This window comes from Streptomyces sp. NPDC020801, assembly GCF_044334385.1.
Classification (GTDB): Bacteria; Actinomycetota; Actinomycetes; order Streptomycetales; family Streptomycetaceae; genus Streptomyces.
In genome coordinates this window covers 1-20,220 of sequence record NZ_JBIRST010000029.1, presented here as the reverse complement: position 1 = coordinate 20,220, position 20,220 = coordinate 1, and the positions used below count along the sequence as shown (strand labels likewise).

20 protein-coding genes and 1 pseudogene are annotated in these 20,220 nt (G+C 73.0%); 8 read left to right on the top strand and 13 right to left on the bottom strand.

Going from position 1 to position 20,220, the window contains the following annotated elements:
* Positions 1 to 33: 33 nt before the first annotated feature.
* Complete coding sequence (locus ACH4UM_RS36715) at positions 34 to 648, bottom strand: TetR/AcrR family transcriptional regulator C-terminal ligand-binding domain-containing protein (protein ID WP_398189363.1); 615 nt, start codon at positions 646 to 648, stop codon at positions 34 to 36.
* 196 nt (positions 649 to 844) lie between these two features.
* Between ACH4UM_RS36715 and ACH4UM_RS36710 the strand changes: the two genes are divergently transcribed.
* The gene (locus tag ACH4UM_RS36710; RefSeq protein WP_398189360.1) at positions 845 to 1,645 is read left to right on the top strand and encodes a phosphatase PAP2 family protein; all 801 of its coding nucleotides are present in this window, start codon (positions 845 to 847) and stop codon (positions 1,643 to 1,645) included.
* Complete coding sequence (locus ACH4UM_RS36705) at positions 1,642 to 2,679, top strand: hypothetical protein (protein WP_398189358.1); 1,038 nt, start codon at positions 1,642 to 1,644, stop codon at positions 2,677 to 2,679. The genes ACH4UM_RS36710 and ACH4UM_RS36705 overlap by 4 nt, the downstream gene beginning before the upstream one ends.
* 7 nt (positions 2,680 to 2,686) lie before the next feature.
* Here the strand turns inward: ACH4UM_RS36705 and ACH4UM_RS36700 are convergent, their stop codons facing one another.
* The 9 genes and pseudogenes from ACH4UM_RS36700 to ACH4UM_RS36660 form a co-directional block, all read right to left on the bottom strand.
* Positions 2,687 to 3,520 (bottom strand): phospholipid scramblase-related protein, encoded by an 834-nt coding sequence (locus tag ACH4UM_RS36700; RefSeq protein WP_398189355.1) that lies wholly within the window; start codon positions 3,518 to 3,520, stop codon positions 2,687 to 2,689.
* A gap of 53 nt (positions 3,521 to 3,573) precedes the next feature.
* Complete coding sequence (locus tag ACH4UM_RS36695; RefSeq protein WP_398189352.1) at positions 3,574 to 5,640, bottom strand: phosphocholine-specific phospholipase C; 2,067 nt, start codon at positions 5,638 to 5,640, stop codon at positions 3,574 to 3,576.
* 265 nt (positions 5,641 to 5,905) lie between these two features.
* Positions 5,906 to 6,208: pseudogene (locus ACH4UM_RS36690) on the bottom strand (discoidin domain-containing protein); the annotation flags it as partial.
* Positions 6,209 to 6,222: 14 nt separating this feature from the next.
* Positions 6,223 to 6,894, bottom strand: a complete 672-nt coding sequence (locus tag ACH4UM_RS36685; RefSeq protein ID WP_398189349.1) for a GntR family transcriptional regulator — start codon at positions 6,892 to 6,894, stop codon at positions 6,223 to 6,225.
* Positions 6,895 to 6,938: 44 nt separating this feature from the next.
* Positions 6,939 to 7,940: a proline racemase family protein gene (locus ACH4UM_RS36680; RefSeq protein WP_398189346.1), complete on the bottom strand. Its 1,002-nt coding sequence runs from the start codon at positions 7,938 to 7,940 to the stop codon at positions 6,939 to 6,941.
* Between the two features lie 18 nt (positions 7,941 to 7,958).
* The gene (locus ACH4UM_RS36675; RefSeq protein ID WP_398189343.1) at positions 7,959 to 8,849 is read right to left on the bottom strand and encodes a dihydrodipicolinate synthase family protein; all 891 of its coding nucleotides are present in this window, start codon (positions 8,847 to 8,849) and stop codon (positions 7,959 to 7,961) included.
* Positions 8,846 to 10,324, bottom strand: a complete 1,479-nt coding sequence (locus ACH4UM_RS36670) for an NAD(P)/FAD-dependent oxidoreductase (RefSeq protein WP_398189341.1) — start codon at positions 10,322 to 10,324, stop codon at positions 8,846 to 8,848. The genes ACH4UM_RS36675 and ACH4UM_RS36670 overlap by 4 nt, the downstream gene beginning before the upstream one ends.
* Positions 10,314 to 10,622, bottom strand: coding sequence for a (2Fe-2S)-binding protein (locus ACH4UM_RS36665; protein WP_398189338.1), 309 nt, complete (start codon positions 10,620 to 10,622; stop codon positions 10,314 to 10,316). Before ACH4UM_RS36665 ends, ACH4UM_RS36670 begins: the two co-directional genes overlap by 11 nt.
* Positions 10,619 to 11,770 carry an NAD(P)/FAD-dependent oxidoreductase gene (locus ACH4UM_RS36660; protein ID WP_398189336.1) on the bottom strand — a complete coding sequence of 384 codons (1,152 nt, stop codon included), beginning with the start codon at positions 11,768 to 11,770 and terminating at the stop codon, positions 10,619 to 10,621. The genes ACH4UM_RS36665 and ACH4UM_RS36660 overlap by 4 nt, the downstream gene beginning before the upstream one ends.
* 122 nt (positions 11,771 to 11,892) lie before the next feature.
* Between ACH4UM_RS36660 and ACH4UM_RS36655 the strand changes: the two genes are divergently transcribed.
* Entirely contained in the window at positions 11,893 to 12,075 is a 183-nt protein-coding gene (locus tag ACH4UM_RS36655; RefSeq protein ID WP_398189333.1) for a hypothetical protein, read from the top strand.
* Between the two features lie 17 nt (positions 12,076 to 12,092).
* Here ACH4UM_RS36655 and ACH4UM_RS36650 read toward each other — a convergent pair whose 3' ends face one another.
* Complete coding sequence (locus ACH4UM_RS36650) at positions 12,093 to 12,764, bottom strand: hypothetical protein (RefSeq protein WP_398189330.1); 672 nt, start codon at positions 12,762 to 12,764, stop codon at positions 12,093 to 12,095.
* A 225-nt stretch (positions 12,765 to 12,989) separates the two neighbouring features.
* On the opposite strand from ACH4UM_RS36650, the gene ACH4UM_RS36645 reads away from it, so the two are divergent.
* The 3 genes from ACH4UM_RS36645 to ACH4UM_RS36635 all read left to right on the top strand — a co-directional run bounded on the left by ACH4UM_RS36645 (position 12,990) and on the right by ACH4UM_RS36635 (position 14,737).
* The gene (locus ACH4UM_RS36645) at positions 12,990 to 13,652 is read left to right on the top strand and encodes a helix-turn-helix domain-containing protein (protein ID WP_398189327.1); all 663 of its coding nucleotides are present in this window, start codon (positions 12,990 to 12,992) and stop codon (positions 13,650 to 13,652) included.
* A gap of 32 nt (positions 13,653 to 13,684) precedes the next feature.
* Positions 13,685 to 14,245 carry a toxin-antitoxin system, toxin component gene (locus ACH4UM_RS36640; protein WP_398189506.1) on the top strand — a complete coding sequence of 187 codons (561 nt, stop codon included), beginning with the start codon at positions 13,685 to 13,687 and terminating at the stop codon, positions 14,243 to 14,245.
* Positions 14,246 to 14,509: 264 nt separating this feature from the next.
* Positions 14,510 to 14,737 (top strand): hypothetical protein, encoded by a 228-nt coding sequence (locus tag ACH4UM_RS36635; RefSeq protein ID WP_398189325.1) that lies wholly within the window; start codon positions 14,510 to 14,512, stop codon positions 14,735 to 14,737.
* Between the two features lie 106 nt (positions 14,738 to 14,843).
* Here the strand turns inward: ACH4UM_RS36635 and ACH4UM_RS36630 are convergent, their stop codons facing one another.
* Positions 14,844 to 15,524, bottom strand: coding sequence for a 4'-phosphopantetheinyl transferase (locus ACH4UM_RS36630; protein WP_398189322.1), 681 nt, complete (start codon positions 15,522 to 15,524; stop codon positions 14,844 to 14,846).
* On the bottom strand, positions 15,521 to 16,381 hold the full coding sequence (locus ACH4UM_RS36625) for a metallophosphoesterase family protein (protein ID WP_398189504.1): 861 nt from the start codon (positions 16,379 to 16,381) through the stop codon (positions 15,521 to 15,523). Before ACH4UM_RS36625 ends, ACH4UM_RS36630 begins: the two co-directional genes overlap by 4 nt.
* Positions 16,382 to 16,679: 298 nt before the next feature.
* On the opposite strand from ACH4UM_RS36625, the gene ACH4UM_RS36620 reads away from it, so the two are divergent.
* Together ACH4UM_RS36620 and ACH4UM_RS36615 are read left to right on the top strand one after the other, a co-directional pair.
* Positions 16,680 to 17,825: an ATP-grasp domain-containing protein gene (locus ACH4UM_RS36620; RefSeq protein ID WP_398189320.1), complete on the top strand. Its 1,146-nt coding sequence runs from the start codon at positions 16,680 to 16,682 to the stop codon at positions 17,823 to 17,825.
* 323 nt (positions 17,826 to 18,148) lie between these two features.
* Complete coding sequence (locus ACH4UM_RS36615; protein ID WP_398189317.1) at positions 18,149 to 19,831, top strand: carbohydrate binding domain-containing protein; 1,683 nt, start codon at positions 18,149 to 18,151, stop codon at positions 19,829 to 19,831.
* The last annotated feature ends 389 nt before the right edge of the window (positions 19,832 to 20,220 follow it).

Sequence of the window (20,220 nt, the reverse complement as noted above, 5' to 3'; positions counted from 1 at the left end):
GTCCAGTCATCCCGTGGACGGCGGCCTGGGTCTTCAGGTGAGGCCGAGTGCCGGCAGCACGGCGGCCTCCACGAACCGGACCAGGTAGTCCGGGTCGGCGTAGTCCCCCTCCAGCACGGGCCGGATGCGCAGGACGCCGAACATCTGCGCCGGTACGTACTCCAGCGCCGGGTTGTCCGCACTGACCTCCCCGCGCTCGACGCCGCGGCGCAGGATCTCCCGCAGCGCCGCGATCTCCGGCTCCACCAGCGCCTCGCGCAGCGCCCGCTTCAGCTCGGCGTCCTGCATGATCGCGTGCCCGAGCGCCTGCAGGAGCCTGGTGTCCTTGCCGGACCACTCCCCCGCCACCCACGCGGCCCGCCTGAGGTCGTCGGCCAGCGAGCCGGTGTCGATTCCGGCGAAGCGCGAGCGCCGGTTGGCGCGCAGTGCGGCCACCACGAACTGCGGCTTGGTCTTCCACTGCCGGTAGAGCGTGGACTTGCTGCATCGGGTGGTGGCGGCGACGCCCTCCATCGTGACGGCGTCGTACCCGCATTCGCGGATCTGTTCGAGCACGGCGTCGAAGAACTCCTGCTCACGCTCGGGCGTGATCTTGGAGCGGCGCGAGGCGACGACCGACTCCGGTTCGTCCGCGGCCTGCGAAGTCATCGCTCTTCTCCTCGCTCGTGTCAGGGACCCGAAGGCCCGCCGTCCAGTGTGACGCACGCTGTCGATACGGCAGTGTACCGGTACTCAGTCGTATCGGTACACTGCCGTATCGGTACGCTATCGTATCGATGTACTGCACAGCCGGCGGCACGGACGTCGCCGCGCACGCACCACCGTTCAGTGAGGGGGCCGGGGCATGGGCTCTGGAAGCGAGGCCGCCGAAGCGGAGCCCGACGGGACCGCGCGGCCCCCGCTCGTGCGTGAGTTGCTGCTGGTCGCGGGGCTTTTCCTGATCTACAAGTTCGGCCGGCAGCTGGTCGCCGGGCACACCGCAGAGGCGTACCGCGACGCGCACCGCGTCTGGAACCTGGAGCGGGCGCTCCACCTGCCCGGCGAGGACACCGTGCAGTCGCTGCTGCTGCACGGCGACGTCCCGGCGCACCTGGCGAACACCTATTACGCGACGGTGCACTTCCCGGCCACGGCCGCGTTCCTGGTCTGGCTCCATCTGCGGCGCCCCGGGCACTACCGCTGGGCCCGCCGGGTCCTCGCCGCGGTCACCGCCGCGGCCCTGGTGGTGCACCTCACGTTCCCGCTCGCCCCGCCGCGCATGCTCGACTCGGCGGGCCTGGTGGACACCGCCCGGGTGTACGGGCCGTCGGTGTACGGACCGCCGAAGACGGACCATCTGTCGAACCAGTTCGCGGCGATGCCGTCGCTGCACTTCGGCTGGGCGCTGATGGTGGCCGTCGGACTGATCGCCGTCACCCGGTCGCGGTGGCGCTGGCTGTGGCTGCTGCACCCGCTGCTGACCCTGCTGGTGATCGTGGGCACGGCCAACCACTACTGGCTGGATGCGATCGTCGCGGCGGTCCTGCTCGGCCTCGCCCTCGTGGCGATACCCGGGCCCCGCCACGCGGCGGGCGCCTCCGCCGGGCAGGGCCGGGCCCGGATCGTGCCGGCCGAGGGGAACACGCTGGTGGGGACGGGCCGATGAGCGCCGCCGTCCTCGCCGTGGTCCTGTCGCTGTTCTCGGCCGTCGCCTACGCGGCCGCCGCCGTCGCCCAGGAGCGGCTCGCCGCACGCGACGCCGGCGCGGGCCTGGTGCGCCTGCTCGGCTCCGGTACCTGGTGGTGGGCGGTCGCTCTGAACGGGTCGGCGGCCCTGCTGCACGTGGTGGCCCTCAGGTACGGGCGGCTGACCGTGGTCCAGCCGCTGGGCGCGCTCACTCTGGTGGCCGCCGTGCCGATGGGGGCACGACTGGCCGGCCGGCGGGTGACCGCGGCCGAGTGGCGGGGCACCTCCTGCACGCTGCTCGGGCTGGGCGCGATTCTCCTCGCGGCGTCCGGGCCGGCGCCCACACAGGTACTGAGCCCGGTCCGGGCGCTGGCGGTCGCGGGCGGCACGGCCGTTCTCATCGGTGCGCTCTCGCGGCCCGGGGCGCGGCCGGGTCTGCGGCACGCGACCGCCTCCGGTGTCGCCTCGGGTGTCGCCTCGGCGCTCACCCAGACGGTGACGGTGGCCGCCACGGACCACTCGGGGCCGCTGCTCAGCGCGCGGGTGATCGTGGTGGCGCTGCTCGTCGCGGCGTTCGCGACCGGCGGGCTGCTGCTGTCGCAGACCGCCTACCGGGGCGGCCTGGGCGCCCCGCTGGCCGTGGTGACCCTGGCCAACCCGGTGGCGGCGGCGGTGATCGGGCTGTCGCTGCTCGGCCAGGGACTGACGGGCGGCGCGACGGGGATACTGCTCGCGCTGGCGGGCGCGGCACTCGCCGCCCGGGGGGTGGTGGAACTCTCCCGGACCCCAGGGACGTCCCCGCACTCCGCGGTGGAGGTCCCGCACCCCACGACGGAACCGGACGCACAGCACGCACAGCACGTGCAGCTCCCACAGGGCGCACCACACGGACAGCACGGCGGCCACGAGGCGCACCCCGTGGCCGCCGTCCTGGCCCTGGAGCCGCGGCCGGCGTCCGGGGAACCTGGGCTGCTGCACCGGCCGGCCGGGCCGGGGCGTCTCACACCGCTGTGACCGTTCGTCAGCCCAGCCCGCGCGAGTCCTGCTTGAGTGCGGTGTCGACGGTCAGCGCCGTCGCCACCACCAGGCTCAGCAGCGGTTCGGGCAGCTGGTAGTGGATCTGCAGGACGTAGTTGTCGGCAGTGGTGAACATCGTCTTGGCCAGGCCCTCCCAGGTCTTGGTGATCCGGGCGACCTCGTTGTCGGCGTGGTCGACGATGGCGAAGTTCCAGGCGCGCCAGTTCTCCGCCTTGATCGCGCCGACCTGCTGCCCGTTGGCGTTCATCGCGAAGTTGATCTTGCCGAAGACGTTCTGCTGGACGATCTCGCCCACCACCGAGCCGTCCGGACGCGACACGATCACGCGCGACTTGAAGAACTTCGCGGGCCGGGTGAGCACCAGCTGCGGCTGGCCGTAGCCGTCCCGGATCTCCAGCTTGTGCGTCAGGAACTGATCGAGGCTGGAGACGAACCGCAGGATCTTCTTCAGCGCGCTCTGCCCGACCTCGGTGACCGCACCGATCTGGTTGCCGTTCTGGTCGAAGACCTTGTACTCGTTGGTCAGCTCGATCAGTTTGGCCTTCTGGTTCACCACGAGCACCGGCTCGCTGAACAGCGAGCCGCCGCCGGGGCCGCTCGGGGCGACCCCGGCCTGCTGCTGCACCTGGCGCTGTACGCGCGCGTCGGGACCGGCGGGCTGTGCCGGCACCTGCGACGGTGTCCGCGGTGCCGCCTGGGCCTGTTGGCCGGCATGGGTGTGCTCCGTCCATTGGGAGCCGTCCCAGTAACGCAGCGTCTGCGCCGCCCCGTTCGGATCGGGGTACCAACCTGCAGGTGTGTTCGAATGCGTGGTCACCGGGGCACACTACCGCGAGCCGGCCGCAAAGCAACCGCCGTCCGCCGCGGACGTCAGCCGGTCACGATCGCCGGATCGCTCACCCCGGGGCGCCCGTTCTCCACATGTCCGGCGAACCGCCGCAGGAAGGACGTATCCGCCTCCCGCGTGACGGTCAGGTCGTACCAGCGCCTGCTCGCCGTGAGGTCGAAGCGGTGCCTGAGCGTGGCGCCGGGCCGCACGACGAGCACCGTCGGGTGTCCGCCGTAGCCGCTCGTCACCCTCAGCCGCGCCGCGCCCGTGCCCCTGTTGGTGAAGGCGAGTTCGACGCCGTCGCCCACGTGCCGCGCGGTGACCTCCGGGCCCGCCGTCCTGCCGGGGCCCTTGAAGACCCGCAGGAACCCGTTCGGTCCGTGCACGGTGAGATCGTGGGAGCCGCCGGAATAGGCCGAGTTCCAGGTGTCGGAGACGGTCCGGCCGGCCCCGGTGGTGTAGGTCCAGGGGCCGTCGGTGCGATTGCCGGAGGTGACGAGGAAGGCGGCGCCGGCATGCGGGCCGGAGGCGAAGGCCAGGGTGAGCTTCCCGGCCGCGGCGTCCGCCGAACCGTCCACGAAGGGCGCGTACTTGAGCGGGCGCGTGGGCCGGTGGCCGCGCTCCTGCTTCGGCAGCGCCCCCTGCGCGGGCGGGGTGGGCACGTAGTCGGGGTGCCGGTCGTGGTCCGGCGGCCGGTAGCCGGCCGTGTCCGGCAGCGAGACCGGCCGGGTGTCCTTGCGGGAGAAGTCGAAGGCGGCCGTCAGGTCGCCGCAGATCGCACGCCGCCAGGGCGAGATGTTCGGCTCGTGCACCCCGAAGCGGCGTTCCATGAACCGTATGACCGAGGTGTGGTCGAACGTCTCGGAGCAGACGAACCCGCCCTTGCTCCACGGCGAGACGACGAGCATCGGCACCCGCTGACCGAGCCCGTAGGGTCCGGCGACGTGACTGCCGTCGCCCTTGAACAGGTCGGGGCCCACGTCCACCGTGGACTTGCCCTGGGCGGCGGAGCCGGGCGGGAACGGCGGCACGACGTGGTCGAAGAAACCGTCGTTCTCGTCGTAGGTGATGAACAGCGCGGTCTTCGCCCACACCTCGGGGTCGGAGGTGAGCGCGTCCAGGACCTGGGCGACGTACCAGGCACCGTAGTTGGCGGGCCAGTTGGGGTGCTCCGTGAAGGCCTCGGGGGCGACGATCCAGGAGATCTGCGGCAGCTCCCCGCCCTTGACGTCGGCCTTCAGCCGGTCGAAGAAGCCCTCGCCCCTGCGGGCGTCGGTGCCGGTGCGGGCCTTGTCGTAGAGCGGGTCGCCGGGCGTCGCGTTCTGGTACTGCTTGAAGTACAGCAGCGAGTTGTCGCCGTAGTTGCCGCGGTAGGCGTCCTGGATCCAGCCCCATCCGCCGGCGGCGTCGAGGCCGTCGCCGACGTCCTGGTAGATCTTCCAGGACACGCCCGCCTTCTGCAGCCGCTCGGGATACGTCGTCCAGCCGTACCCCGCCTCGTCGTTGCCGAGGACCGGGCCGCCGCCCTGGCCGTCGTTGCCGGTGTAACCCGTCCACAGGTAGTAGCGGTTGGGGTCGGTGGAGCCGATCAGCGAGCAGTGGTAGGCGTCGCAGATGGTGAAGGCGTCGGCGAGCGCGTAGTGGAAGGGGATGTCGTCACGGGTCAGGTACGCCATCGTAGTGGTGCCCTTGGAGGGCACCCACTTGTCGTACGCGCCCGAGTTGAAGGCGGCGTGTCCGTCGTTCCAGCCGTGCGGCAGGTCCTGGATGAACGCCAGGCCGAGGTCGTCGGCGTCGGGGTGGAAGGGCAGGATCTCCTTGCCACCGGCGTCCGTCTGGTGCCATACGGTCCTGCCGTTCCGCCCTGCGACCGGGCGCGGGTCGCCGAAGCCGCGGACGCCTGAGAGCGTGCCGAAGTAGTGGTCGAAGGAACGGTTCTCCTGCATGAGGACGACGATGTGCTCGACGTCCTCGATCGACCCCGTGCGATGGTTCGCGGGCAACGCGGCGGCACGCTGGACGCTGCTCGACAGCGCGGTGAACGCCGTGGTGGCGCCCGCGATCTGAAGGAATCGGCGCCGGTTGACTTCGGGGGTGGGCGACGGCATGGGCAAGGACCTCTCATCCTGGGGTGCGGATGGCCGGAACGGACGGAATGTCGCGGAGCGAGTGTTCCAAGAGCACCGAACGGGAGGGAAGGGTGCGGTGGCGCCCGTGTGAAACCCGGCGGTACGCCAGGTGCGCGGCAGCCGTGCCGCTGACGGTGTCCGCGACGGCGCCGAGGACGGCCACGGTGGCGATGACGGCCTCTTGTCCGGGTGCGCCCGCCCCTGCGCGACACGGGCTGATGAACATGGCGGCGATGCGGCGTCGGTCCAGCCTCGGAGCGGGCGCGCCCACCACGGTCGAGCAGCCGGAGCCGTCGGCGCTGCCCAGCACGGTGAAGGTCTGGGTCCGGGTGCCCCGGGCCGACGACGGCGGCAGCTTCAGCACCAGCCGGCGCACGGCCCGACTCGACCCCAGGTCCACCGTCCAGGACTGCGCGAAGGCGTCGTTGGTGGACCCCCAGTAGCCGTTCGCGTCGCCGTCGGCCGCCTTGCCGGGTGTGCAGACCTCCTGCGAGCCGGTCGCGGTGGCCGGGCGGCCCTGGGCGAGACTGCGGTTCGGGTCGGGGTACGACCGGGTTCGGACTACGGCGCGGCCCACATCCCCCGGACATGGCCCAGGTGCCGGGTCATCACCGCCCGCACGGCCTCCTCGTCCCGCGCGAGCAGCGCGTCGAGGAGCTCCAGGTGCTCCTCGGCCGACGCCCGCAGCCGCCCCTGCTCGGCCAGCGCCGTCAGCCCGTACAGCCGGGAGCGGCGCCGCAGGTCCCTTACGACCTCCACGAGGTGGCCGTTGCCGGCGAGCGCCAGCAGGCCGAGGTGGAAGCGCAGGTCCGCCTCGACATAGGCGATGAGGTCGCCGGCCACGGCAGCGGTGACGATCTCCTGGGCGACCGGCCGCAGCGCCTCCAGGTCGGCGGGTCCGGCGGTGGCCGCCAGTGCGGCCGTGGTCGGGATCTCTATCAGGGACCGGATGTGGGTGTACTCGTCGAGCTGCCGCTCGGAGACGGCGGTGACCCGGAAGCCCTTGTTCGGGACGGTGGCGACCAGTCCCTCCTTGGCGAGGTCGAGCATCGCCTCGCGCACCGGGGTCGCGGAGACTCCGAAGCGGGCGGCGAGATGGGGGGCGGAGTACACCTCACCGGGGCGCAGTTCCCCCGCGATCAGCGCGGCTCGCAGCGCGTCCGCCACCCGCTCCCGGTAGCTGGGCCTGCTGCCGCCCAGCGCGGGCAGGGCGGGCGTGTGCTGCGCGGCCATGACGGTCGTCCTCCTCTGCGGTCACCGGACCCTACCGGAACCGGCTACAGCACGAACCCGGCAGGGAAGGGGTCCTCCGGGTCGAGCAGGTACTGGGCGGTGCCGGTGATCCAGGCTCGCCCGGTGAAACAGGGCAGGACGGCCGGCCGGCCGGCGACCTCGGTGGTGCCGAGCAGCCGTCCGGTGAACCGGGTGCCGATGAAGGACTCGTTCACGAAGTCGGTGTGCAGCGGCAGTTCGCCCCGCGCATGCAGTTGAGCCATCCGAGCACTGGTGCCGGTGCCGCAGGGCGAGCGGTCGAACCATCCCGGATGGATCACCATGGCGTGCCGCGAGTGCCGGGCGGTGGCTCCGGGCGCGTACAGGTGGACGTGGTGGCAGCCGCGGATGGTGGGGTCCTCGGGGTGGACCGGTTCGGCCCCGGCGTTGACGGCGTCCATCAGGGACAGACCCGCCGCGAGGATCTCGTCCTTGCGGGAGCGGTCGAAGGGCAGGCCGAACTGCTCCAGCGGTGCGATGGCGTAGAAGTTGCCGCCGTAGGCGAGGTCGTACGTCACCGTCCGCCCCCCGGGCAGCACGGCCTTGCGGTCGAGGCCGACGGCGAAGGACGGGACGTTGCGCAATGTCACGGCCCTGGCCGCACCGCCCACCACGGCCACCTCGGCGACGACGAGCCCGGCCGGGGTGTCCAGCCGGATGGTGGTGACCGGTTCGACGACCTCGACCATCCCCGTCTCGACGAGGACGGTCGCCACGCCGATCGTCCCGTGCCCGCACATCGGCAGATAGCCCGAGACCTCGATGTAGACCACGCCCCAGTCGCAGTCGGGGCGGGCCGGCGACTGGAGGATGGCGCCGCTCATGGCGGAGTGGCCGCGCGGCTCGTTCATCAGCAACTGCTTGATCTCGTCGCGGTGTTCACGGAAGTACAGCCGCCGTTCGTTCATGGTCGCGCCGGGGACGGCGCCGATCCCGCCGGTGATCACGCGGGTGGGCATGCCCTCGGTGTGCGAGTCGACGGCGTGCAGGACGAGCTTGCTGCGCATGTGCTGCTCCCCCTCCTCCTAGGCGAGCCCGGCCGCGAGGGCCTTCTCGGTGGCGGCGCGCACGCCGGCCTCCTGCCCCGGCAGCAGCGGCATGCGCGGGGGCCGTACGGGGCCGCCGTAGCGTCCGGCGATGTCCATGGACAACTTGATGGCCTGTACGAACTCGGTCCGCGAGTCCCAGCGCAGCAGCGGGTGCAGCTGCCGGTACAGGGCCCGCGCGGTGGGCAGGTCGCCGTCGACGGCGGCGTGGTACAGCTCCACGGTCGCGGCGGGCAGGGCGTTGGGGTAGCCGGCCACCCAGCCCTTGGCGCCCGCGAGCGCGAGTTCCAGCAGGACGTCGTCCGCGCCGGCCAGCAGGTCCAGGTCCGGGGCGAGTTCGGCGATCCGGTAGGCGCGGCGGACGTCGCCCGAGAACTCCTTGACGGCCTGCACGTACCCCTCGCCGTGCAGTCGCGCCAGCAGTTCCGGCACGAGGTCGACCTTGGTGTCGATCGGATTGTTGTACGCCACGATCGGCAGGCCCGCCTTCGCCGCCTCCGCGTAGTGGGCGAGGACGGAGCGCTCGTCCGCGCGGTAGGCGTTGGGCGGCAGCAGCATCACCGCACGGCAGCCGGCGTCACGCGCCTGCTCGGCCCAGCGGCGGGCCTCCGCGGAGCCGTAGGCCGCGACGCCGGGCATCACGCGCTGCCCGCCGATCGCGGCGACGGCCGTCTCCACGACCCGGGCGCGCTCGGCGGTGGTGAGCACCTGGTACTCGCCGAGCGAGCCGTTCGGGACGACGCCGTCGCAGCCGTTGCCGACGAGCCAGGCGCAGTGCTCGGCGTAGCGGCCGTGGTCGACGGAGAGGTCGTCGTTCAGGGGCAGCGCGGTGGCGACGAGGACGCCGCGCCAGGGGCGGTGGTCGGTCATGGGGCTCCTTCCTCGGTGGCGTCGCGGTGCTGCCGGGCCAGTACGCCCAGCGGCACCGGTCGTGCGAACGGCCTTCTGGACGGAGCGGCCTCGCATCCTGCGAGGCCCGCGACCGCCGGTGCGCACATCCGGCCCTGGCACCAGCCCATCCCGGCCCGGGTGAGCAGCTTCACGGTGCGCAGGTCGCCCGCGCCGAGTTCTCCAACGGCCGCCCGCACGGCCCCGGCGGTGATCTCCTCGCAGCGGCAGGCCACGGTGTCGTCGGTGACCTGCTCGGGCCAGTGGGCGGGTGGTGTGTAGACGGCGTCGAGGGCCCGCGCGAACCTCGCCAGTCTGCTGCGTGACCTGGCGGCACCCGCCCAGTCTCCCGGGTCGGGCGCGGTGCCCCGGAGGCGGGCCGCCGCCGACCGTCCGGCGATGTGTCCCTCCGCGAGGGCGAGGGCGGCACCGCCGATGCCGGTGGCCTCCCCCGCCGCCCACACGCCGGGTACGTCGGTGCGCTGTTCGTCGTCGACGTGCACGGCAAGCCCGGCGAGCCGGCAGCCGAGGCTCTCGGCGAGGTCGGTGTGCGCGAGCATTCCGTGGCCGACGGCGAGCGTGTCGCAGGGGATGCGCCGCGCGCTGCCGGGCCGGACCCGGCCGGCGGGGTCGAGGGCGGCGACGGTGACGGCGGTCAGGGTGCCGGCGCCGTGCGCGCGGACGACCGTGTGGCGGGCGAGCAGGCGGATGCGGTGGCGCAGGAGCCCGGCCGCGTATCCGGCGCCCTCCGGCAGCTTGGCGGCCAGGGCGGGGCCATGGCGCAGCAGGGCCTTGAAGTCCGCCGACTCCACGAGCGCGGCGACCTCGACCCCGGCTGCCGCGAGTCCGGTGGCCACCGGCAGCAGCAGGGGCCCGGTCCCGGCCACGACGGCCCGGCGCCCCGGTACCGCAAGGGCGCCCTTGAGCATGGCCTGCGCGCCGCCGGCGGTGACGACACCGGGCAGCGTCCAGCCGGGAAAGGGCAGTACCTTCTCGTAGCCGCCGGTCGCCAGCAGCACCGCCGCTGCCCGGACGGCGACGGACTCCTCCTGCTCGGGGCCGAGCAGGGCGTGCACGGTGAAGCCGCGCTCGACGGCCCATACGTGGTGTTCCGCCAGGACCGTCACCCCGCTCGCGGCGAGGCCGTCGCGCAGCCGTTCCCAGGTGCGCCACTGGTGGCGCGGTGCCTTGGGATGCGGTGGCTTGGGATGCGGTGGCTTGGGATGCGGTTCGTGGGGACGCGGTTCGGGGAGGTGCGGTTCGGGGAGGTGCGACGCCTGCGGATGCGATGCCCCGGGGTACCGGGCCGCGAGGGCCGCCGCGGGCTGCCGGAGGAACTGGCCGCCCGGTGCCTCGGCCGCGTCCAGGAGCGTGACGCGCAGGCCGCGTGCGGCCGCCGCCAGCGCCGCGGCGAGTCCCGCCGGGCCGGCGCCGATCACGGCGAGGTCAGTCCTCATGGCCGGTGCCCTCCTGTGTGCGGATGTCGTCGCCGGGGCGTACCGGCACCAGGCAGGCCCGGAGGTTCGGGCGGCCGTTGACGGTCACCAGGCAGTCGAAGCAGACGCCGATCCCGCAGAAGACCCCACGAGGCCGGCGCGCGCCCCGGGTGGTGCGCCAGGAGGTGACGCCGGCCGCCCAGAGCACGGCGGCGACCGTCTGGCCGGGCAGGGCCTCGATCCGTCGGCCGTCGAAGGTGACGGCGAAGGCGGGTGCGGACGGTGCGCCCGCCCGCTCCGGCGGGTTCCCCGGCCTCATGGCACCTCCGGCAGGAAGCGGTCGGGCCGGAAGGGCCCCAGTGCGAGATCGGGTGTCCTGCCCGTCAGCACCTGAGCGATGAGATGGGCGGTGCCGGTGGACAGTCCGATGCCCGCGCCCTCGTGCCCGCAGGCGTGATGGAGGCCGGGCACCCGCGGGTCGGGGCCGATCGCGGGCAGGTGGTCGGGCAGATACGGCCGGAAGCCCATGTACGTCCGCAGGGCCCGTACCCGCGCCAGGAACGGGAACAGGCCGGTGGCGCCCGCCGCCAGCGCGCGCACCGCGGGCAGGGACAACGACCGGTCGAAGCCGACCCGTTCGCGGCTGGCGCCGATCAGGACCGGCCCGGCGGCGGTGCCCTCCACCACCGGTGAGGTCCGCAGGGCGGCACCGTCGCCGGCGACGTCGGCAACGTAGTCGGCTGCGTAGACCTTGTGCCGGATGCGTGGCGGCAGTGGTTCGGTGACGAGTACGAAGCCGCGCCGGGGCAGGACGGGCAGGTGCACCCCGGCGCGGGCGGCCAGTTCGCCGCCCCAGGTGCCCGCCGCGTTGACGACCGCGGGGGCGAACAGGTCGCCCCGGTCCGTCCGTACGCCCCGCACCGCGCCGTCCGTCCCGCGCAGCACCTCCGTCACCGTGCGGCCGGTGAGCAGCCGGGCCGCGGACGCCCTGAGCAGGTGGGCGGCGGCCAGGGCCGGCATGACCTGTGCGTCCTGCGGGTAGTGCACGGCGCCCGCGAGGCCTGCGGCCAAGTGCGGTTCCAGGTCGGGGAGCCGGTCGGCGGGAACGGTCACCGCGTCGACTCCGGCGGCGCGTTGGGCGGCGGCGAGGCGCTCCAGGGCGGTCAGCCGGTCCGGGGTGGCGGCGACGACCACACCGCCCTTGGGCTCGTACTCCACCGACGTGCCCAGTTCGGCCGCGAGCTCGCGCCACAGGCGCAGGGAGAGCAGGGCGAGGCCGAGTTCGGGTCCGGGTTCCTTGTCGGAGACGAGAAGGTTTCCCTCCCCGGCGCCGGTCGTCCCGCCGGCCACCGGACCGCGGTCGACCACGACGACGTCCAGGCCCGCCCGGGAGGCGTACAGAGCACACGCGGCGCCCACCATCCCGGCGCCGACCACCACGACATCGCAGGTCAGCGGCTCGCTCACACCAGTACTATGTCACACATCACAGCCTCTGAGAATAGGTCGGACCGGCTCGCGGACCGCCGGCGGCTACACCCGGCCGGCGGTGGCCGTGTCCGCCGACAACCGCTGACCGACGTGCCGGCGTGGCTGGAGTGGTGACGGTCCACCGCCGGGGGGACGTACGGCCACTGCTGCTCGACCTGGATCCGCGGCGGTCGGCGTACTCGGACTACACGCGCTGGGACTGGTTCGCGCTGCCCCGCGACACCGGGCTGCGGCCAGGGAGTGACGGCCAGCGAGTGGGCCCGGCGCCGTCGGCGGCCTGAACGCCGGCGGTGCCGGGTCAGGTCTCCGGGGTCGGGACCACGCTGAGGTGGCCCGAGGCGCGGCGGGCCCGGCGCGCTCCGCGCGGGGCCGAGAGGGGGCGGCGCGTCTCGCGCAGGACCAGGGTGAGGCGGGTGTAGCCCAGTTCCCGCAGGGTCGCCGGAGTCTCCTCGACGATGCGGCAGTCGGTGGCGCCCCAGCGCGGATCCGGATGCAGCAGGGGACGGACGGCGCCGTCGGACTCGGCGGCGGACTCGCCGACCGCGCTGATCCAGTGCGGCAGGCCGTGGCGGTAGGCGGCTTCCATGATGGGGTCCTGGGCGATGTCCCGGCGGATGGCCTGCAGCCCGTGGTCGTGGCCGCAGCGCTCCACGGTGGCGGCGAAGTGCGCCAGCATCGGCAGGCACCAGCGCGACTCGTGCTCGCCGAGGACCGTGCCCGCCTCCGGGTGGAAGAGGACGAAACGCAGGAAGTTGTCGTCCGGCATCGCCGTCGGATGCGGACCGACGCCTCCGAACAGCGCGGTGAAGGCGCTGTTGGTCAGCACCACGTCCCAGCGGTGGTCGACGACGAGGGAGGGAAAGGAGACGGCCTGAAGCAGCGTGGCGTAGTCCTGCAGATAGGCCTGCGCCTCGGGACTGACGGGGACGGGTGGCGGCGCCGGCCGCTGCCCTCCTGCCTGAAATGCCATCGGGAGGTCACCCCTCTTGCCTCTGCGGCCTTCACGCGGCGCCTTGATCCTGCTGCTCAGAGGCGAGTCGTGTCAACTATCGTGGCATTTCATGCCGGTTGACGGCTGAAATTGGCCACAGTTGTGGCGAGACCTGGATGTGAGTTCGAATGACCCGCTACTCTCCGGGAAGTTCACGGCACCCCGCCCTGTGACAAGCCTGTGAGAGACGTAGGAGATCTGTCGGTGACCGATGGCATCGAGGATCCGGGCACCACGGCGCCGACCGTGCTGCCGGCCGTCGTCGCACGCGTCACCGCGCTCGCCGAGCGGCTCGGCGTGTCTCAGGCGGAGGTCTTCGACGTCGGCCGGCTGTCCGTGGCCTGCGGCGTCCCGGAGTCCGTGGTCAGGGCCCTGCTGAGCGGGCGGCCGGCGGGCGAGCCGGATGTGCAGGCCCGGTTCCTGCAGCGGCTGGACCTGCTGCGCCGCACCCGGCTCAAGCCCAACGGGCGCCGCTACACCCAGCAGGAGATAGCCGACGGCGCCGGCATGTCGCGGCAGCAGGCGGGCGCGCTCATCAACGGCGACCGGCGTCCCACCATGGAGCACTGCGACGCCATCCAGCGCTTCTTCCGCGTGCACGCGGGCTTCCTCACCGCCGAGGATCCCGAGGCCCTGGCGGGCGCCCTGCAGCGCACCGAGCAGGAACTGCTGCAGCGGCTCGCCGACCGCGAGCGGGCCGCAGCCGCAGCCGCGGCCGCCGACGACCCGCTGGAGCGGCTGCTGCAGGACCACGGCGTCCGCGGAATCGCCTGGCGGGCCGCGCAGCTGCCCACCGACCAGCACCGCGACAAGGTCGCCGAATGGCTGGACATGCTCCTGGAGAGCGTCAAGCGGCCCGAGTCGTGATGCTGGTCAAAGGCGTGGGCATCGGCAGGGACATGCGCCGGCTGTGCGGCGAGCTGGTCGCCGAACTGACACTGCCGGCGCCGGCCCGGCCCGCCGATCTGTACGCCGCGCTGTGCGAGGCGATGAGCAGGCGCCGCGGGCGGCCGGTCCTTCTGCGCATGGCCGCCTTCCCGGCCGGTACCGCCAGCGGGCTGTGGCTCGACATGGCCGACCAGGACCTGGTCCTCGTCGAGGAACGCACCGCCCCCGACCACCAGTTGGTGATCCTCGGCCACGAGCTGTGGCACATGACGGCCGGCCACTGCGGCCACCACGTCGACGGGGTCACGGTCGCCGCGCGCCTGCTCGGCGACGGAGCAGACCTGCGGGCGGCCGTCCAACGGGTTGCCGCGCGCAGCCGGTTCGACCTGGCCGAGGAGGAGGCCGCTGAGACCTTCGGCCTGCTGCTGGCCAGCAAATGCCGTACGTGGCTCGCGAGTTCGTCCCTGCGGGGTCCGGTGCACCGCGACCACCTGGCGGGGCGGATCGAGGCCTCGCTCGGTTACCTGGGCCGACGGGTGGAGGGCGACGCCGCGGCGAGGGGCCGGACGTAGGAACCAGGAAACGGCAACACGGACACGGCAACACGGACGCGCGAAGACGGACACGGCAACACGGACGCGGGCACACGGACGCGCGAACACGGAGTGATCAGGGACTTCTCCTCGGCCGAGCGGGCGAACCGGAGCGGAGCGCGGGGGCGTTGTCAGTGGTGGGCGGCAGGCTTGAGGGTGCGCCACCGCCGCGCGGAGGCGCATGTGCGCCGTCCGGGTGACCGGGGGCGTGACCTGTGACGCCCAAACCGGGGAGAGCAAGCGATGCCGACCGCCGTACTGACCGACCGCGAGCGAACCGCCGTCCAGGCCTACCTGCGACTGCTGCACACGGTGCGCGCCGCCTTCGACGGCCCCCCGGGCGCCGGGCGGCCACCGCTCGTCCCGCCCGCCGTGCTCGCCGAGGCCGAGCAGGCCCTGACCCGAGCCGGCCTCACGGGCAACGAGGACGCCTTCTTCCGCCTGCTCCACCACTGGTGCCCCCGGCCTTGACCGCGCCCGGACTGCGGTGCGCCCGGACCGGCCGGGCAGCGGGGCGCACCGGACCCGTGACTCCGGCCGGCCGTAGGGGAGCGGTGCACCCTGCGCGAGCCTGGAGTCAGGCGTGCGGGACCGTCACCGCGGTGGCCACCAGGCCGTCGGTGACGGTCCAGCGGCCGTCGAAGTGGGTGAGCCGGTGGCCGCCGACCAGGGGGCCGGGGACGAGCAGTGCGGCGCGGAAGGCACCGTGGCAGGGGGTGTCGGGGTCGGTGCTGATCTCGATGTCGGCCTCCGAGAAGTCCAGCCACTTGCCGGTCAGCGGGAACCACGCCTTGTAGACGGACTCCTTCGCGCTGAACAGCAGCCGGTCCCAGTGGACGCCGGGCCGCTCGGCGGCCAGCCGCCCGAGCCGCTCCGCCTCGGCGGGGAGGGCGACGGAGGCCAGGACGCCGTCCGGGAGGGGCGCGTGGGGTTCGGCGTCGATACCGAGGCCGGCCAGGTCGGTGGCGCGGACCAGGGCGGCGGCACGGTAGCCGTCGCAGTGGGTCATGCTGCCGTTCAGGCCCTCGGGCCAGCGCGGGGCGCCCCGTTCGCCGGGCAGGAGCGGCTGCGCCGGCACGCCGAGCTTCTCCATGGCGCGGCGCGCGCAGGAGCGTACGGCGGCGAACTCGCGGCGGCGCTTGGCGACCGCCCGGGCCACGACCACCTGCTCCTCGGGAAACAGCGTGGCGTGGCCGGCCTCGTCGTCGCCGCGGCTCTCCACCGCCACCACCGAGTCCGGGAGCAGTTCCTCGATCACCGGGTTCCGTCCTCCATCGGCAGAACGCGGCGCAGCCTGCCCGGCGGTTCCGGGCGCTTGCGCCACTCGCGGGGGTATCCCACCGACACCTCTTCGAAGCGGACGCCCTCGTGCCAGGTGGTCCGCGGGATGTGCAGATGGCCGTAGACCATGGCGGCCACGCGGAATCTGCTGTGCCAGTCGGCGGTCAGCCGGGTGCCGCACCACATGGCGAACTCGGGGTACCACAGGATGTCCGTCGGGTGCCGGTGCAGCGGGTAGTGGTTGACCAGCACCGTGGGCAGGTCGCAGGGCAGTTCGGCGAGCCTGCGCGCGGTCTCGGCAACCCGGGCCCGGCACCAGGCCTCGCGGCTCGGGTAGGGGTCGGGATGCAGCAGGTACTCGTCGTTGCAGACCACTCCGGTGCCGTGCGCGTGGGCCAGACCCTCGTCCTTGGTGGTGCAGCCGGCCGGCAGGAAGGAGTAGTCGTACAGCAGGAACAGCGGCGCCACGGCCACCGGGCCACCGGGGCCGTCCCAGACGGGATACGGATCCTCGGGCGTGGTCACGCCCAGTTCGCGGCACATCTCGACGAGGCGTTCGTAGCGGGCGACACCTCGCAGGGTGACGGCATCGCGCGGGTGGGTCCACAGTTCGTGGTTGCCGGGCACCCAGACGACCCTGCGGAAGCGGCTCGCCAGGGTCTTCAGGGCCCAGCGGATGTCGGCCACGGTCTCGGCGACGTCCCCGGCGACCAGCAGCCAGTCGCCTTCGGAGCCGGGTTCCATCCGCTCCACCAGAGCGCGGTTCTCGCTGTAGCCGATGTGCAGGTCGCTGATGGCCAGCAGCCGTCCGGATCCGCCGGGCGTCCCCGTCACCTCTCGCCCCCCCATCGCGCGCACGTTGGCTCCACAAGAACACACCCGGGGGCGTCCGGACAAGGGCGCCCCTGCGCGGCGGCCCCCGCGGCCCCGGCGACCCCCGGGGCGGCGGCGGTTGGGCGCGGAGCCAATCCGTAACACGCGCGTTGCACTCGACGGCTGTTCAAAGCCGTATGATCGCCCCAACACCACCGCTGGAACTCTCCCTCGCGCAGGGCGGTTTGGTGTCCCTTCTTCCCCTCTGGCCGGGCACGGCCCGCTTCGCCCTGCCCGCGAACCGTGAAAGGCGGCCTGCATGGTCTCTTGCGTACGCGTCTGGCTCAACCGCACGTACGCGGAGAACGTGTTCTTCATGGATCAGCTGCGGAGAAATCCCAGCGCCCGGGCCGTCGAGATCCACGCCACGCACGGCGACGCCGACTCCCCCGTGCTGGCGGCCGCCGACACCGCCGAGCTCGAACCCGAGGGCCTGTCCCCGGCCGCGTACGTCGAGTACGCGCTGGACCTGTGCGTGCGGCGCGGCATCGACGTGTTCGTGCCCCGGCTGCACCAGGCCGCGATCGTGGCGCACCGCGCGGACTTCTCCGCCGCGGGCACCGCGCTGCTCGCGCCGACCCCGCAGGCGGTGGCCGTCTTCGAGGACAAGGCGACCGCGTACGAGGCGGTCCGGTCCATCGGCGTGCCGGTGCCGCCGTGGTGGCGGGTGCGCACGGCCGGTGAACTGCTGGCCGCTGTCGAGGTACTGGAGGCGTCCGGGCAGCGGGCGTGCTTCAAGCCTGCGTCCGGCGCGGGCGGGGTTGGCTTCCGCGTCATCACGCGGGCGCCGTTCTCCCTCACACATCTGAGTGGTTTCCCGGGCCCCCACGTCCCCCTCGACCTGGTCCTCGGTGCCCTGGAACGGGCCGGGGAGCCCGTCGACTGGCTGGTGATGCCTCGCCTGGATCAGCCCGAGGTCTCGGTGGACTGCCTGACCGGGCCGGACAACCGGGTCCGTCTGGCGGTGGGCCGCACCAAGAACGGGCGCCGCCGTGGTTTCACCCTGCACGAACAGTGGCTGGAGCCGGCCCGGCGGATCGCGGAGGGTTTCGGACTGCACTACCTGTCCAACATCCAGTTCCGGATGTACGGCGAACAGCCGGTGCTGCTGGACGTCAACACACGTCCCGCGGGCGGGCTGCACCAGCTGTCGCAGTGCGGGATCAACGTCCCTTGGTCGGCCGTGCAGTTGGCGCTCGGCGAGGACCCCGGGCAGGTGGCGCCCCCGTTCCTGGGACAGGACTACACGGTGGTGTCGGGGCCGCGCCCGCTGCGGCCGGTGTCGCTTCCGCAGCAGCGGACACAGCCCGTGGAACCGCTGCTGCCGGCCGTACCGGTCCCCGCACCCCAACCGGCCGGCGAGGTCCCGGCACAGTCCACCACCCGGGCGAGGACGCCGGCTTGAAGAACACCGGCCGGACCGGGACCGGCCGGACGGCCATCAGCCAGGCAGCCACCAGCCGGACCGGGACCGGCCTGATCCGCATGGCGGACGACGCCGGCCCCGGCCCGATCCGGCCCCCGGTCCGCCCCCACCCCGGCCCGGCCCACCCCACCCCGGCCCGGCCCGGCCCAGCCCCGACGGCACTATCGGTCTGGACCAATTGTGGTGCCGCATCTTGACACTCTGATTGGTCCATACCAACTTGGTTGCGCACTCTCCTGCACGGTCAGGTCACTTCCCCACCCGTGCCCTCCCGAACAACCCCACTCCTTCAGGGAGATCGCGTGCGCGACACACTCAGACGTCCCAGACGCCGGCTTCTCGCCCTGCTCGGCTCCGCGGCCCTGGCCTTCGCCGGAGCCGTCGCCCTCCCCGGCACGGCCCACGCGGCCAACATCCTCGGCAACCCCGGCTTCGAGTCGGGCAACGTCTCCCCCTGGACCTGCACCTCGAACCTCGGGTCCGTCGTCTCCTCGCCCGTGCACAGCGGCGCCAAGGCCCTCGCGGGCGCGGTGACGTCGAGCGACAACGCCCAGTGCAGCCAGACCGTCTCCGTCCAGCCGAACACGACGTACACGCTGAGCGGCTGGGTCCGCGGCTCATACGTCTACCTCGGTGTGAACGGCGGCGCCTCGACCTGGACGACGTCCCCGTCGGCGTACAGCCGGCTGTCGGTGTCCTTCACCACCGGCGCCTCCCAGACCAGCGCGACCATCTACGTGCACGGCTGGTACGCGCAAGGCACCTACTACGCCGACGACATCGCTCTGGACGGCCCCGGGGGCGGCGGAGGCGGGGACACCCAGGCGCCGACCGCGCCGACGGGTCTGACCTCCACCGGCAAGTCGTCGTCGAGCGTGTCGCTGAAGTGGAACGCCTCGACGGACAACGTCGGTGTGACGGCGTACGACATCTACAGCGGTTCCAACCAGGTGCTGAGCGTCTCCGGGACCAGTGCGACGGTCGGCGGGCTCTCGCCGAGCACGAACCACACCTTCACCGTCAAGGCTCGGGACGCGGCCGGCAACGTCTCGGCGGCCTCCAACTCCGTGAGCGTCACGACGGACGCCGGCGGCGGGAGCGGCGGCTTCAAGCAGGCGGCGCCCTACCTGTACGAGGGCTGGGGCGACCCGCCCGGCGCGTCCTCGGTGATGAGCACGACCGGAATCAAGTGGTTCACGATGGCGTTCATGCTGGACTCCGGTGGCTGCAACCCCGCCTGGGACGGCAGCCGGCCGCTGACCGGCGGCGTCGACCAGAGCGCCATCAGCCAGATCCGCTCCGCGGGCGGTGACGTGGTGCCGTCGTTCGGCGGCTGGCAGGGCAGCAAGCTCGGCGCCAACTGCTCCTCCGCAAGCGCGCTCGCCGGGGCCCTGCAGAAGGTGATCGACGCCTACGGCCTGAAGGCCGTCGACATGGACATCGAGAACACGGACGAGTTCGAGAACGAGGCCGTGCAGGCGAAGATCCTGACCGCGCTGAAGACCGTCAAGGCCGACAACCCGGGCCTGAAGACGATCGTCACCTTCGGCACCTCGACCACCGGCCCGACCTACTACGGCAACCGGCTCATCGAGCAGGCCCAGTCGCTGAACGCCGGCATCGACGTCTTCACCATCATGCCGTTCGACTTCGGTGGCGGCTCGGACATGTACGGCAACACCGTGAACGCGGCCGAGGGCCTCAAGGCCAAGCTGAAGTCGACCTTCGGCTGGGACGACGCCACCGCCTACTCGCACATCGGCATCTCCGGCATGAACGGCCTGTCCGACCAGCAGGAGAACACCACCCCGGCGATCTGGGGCCAGATCCGTGACTGGGCCAACGGCCATCACATCGCCCGGCTCGCCTTCTGGTCGGTCAACCGCGACCGGCCGTGCCCGGGCGGCGGCGTGGTGAGCAACTGCTCCGGCATCAGCCAGGACAACTGGCAGTTCACCTCCATCACGGCCGGCTTCACCGGCTGAGGCCCCGGCCGTCGCACCACCGCACCACCGAATCCCCCGCACCACCGCACACCCTCGACGTCCCCCCGGATCCTGGGCCGGGGGGACACCTCTTTCCGGGCCGCGCACCGCCCGGCATCAGGCCGGGATTTTTTTCCGGCACTTTCTTCCGTCCGGGGTGTATCAGGAACCCGACCAGCCGCTCTCAAGGGGGAGGGCAACGGGGAACACGGGGGACAGGAACGGGGGAACACGGGGGAACGGGGGAGAACGGGGGAACGGGGGACCACGGGGGGGTGGGGGGGGGGGGGGGGGGGGGGCGGGGGGGGGCCGCCCCCCCCCCCCCCCCCCCCCCCCCCCCCCCCCCCCCCCCCCCCCCCCCCCCCCCCCCCCCCCCCGGGGGGGGGGCG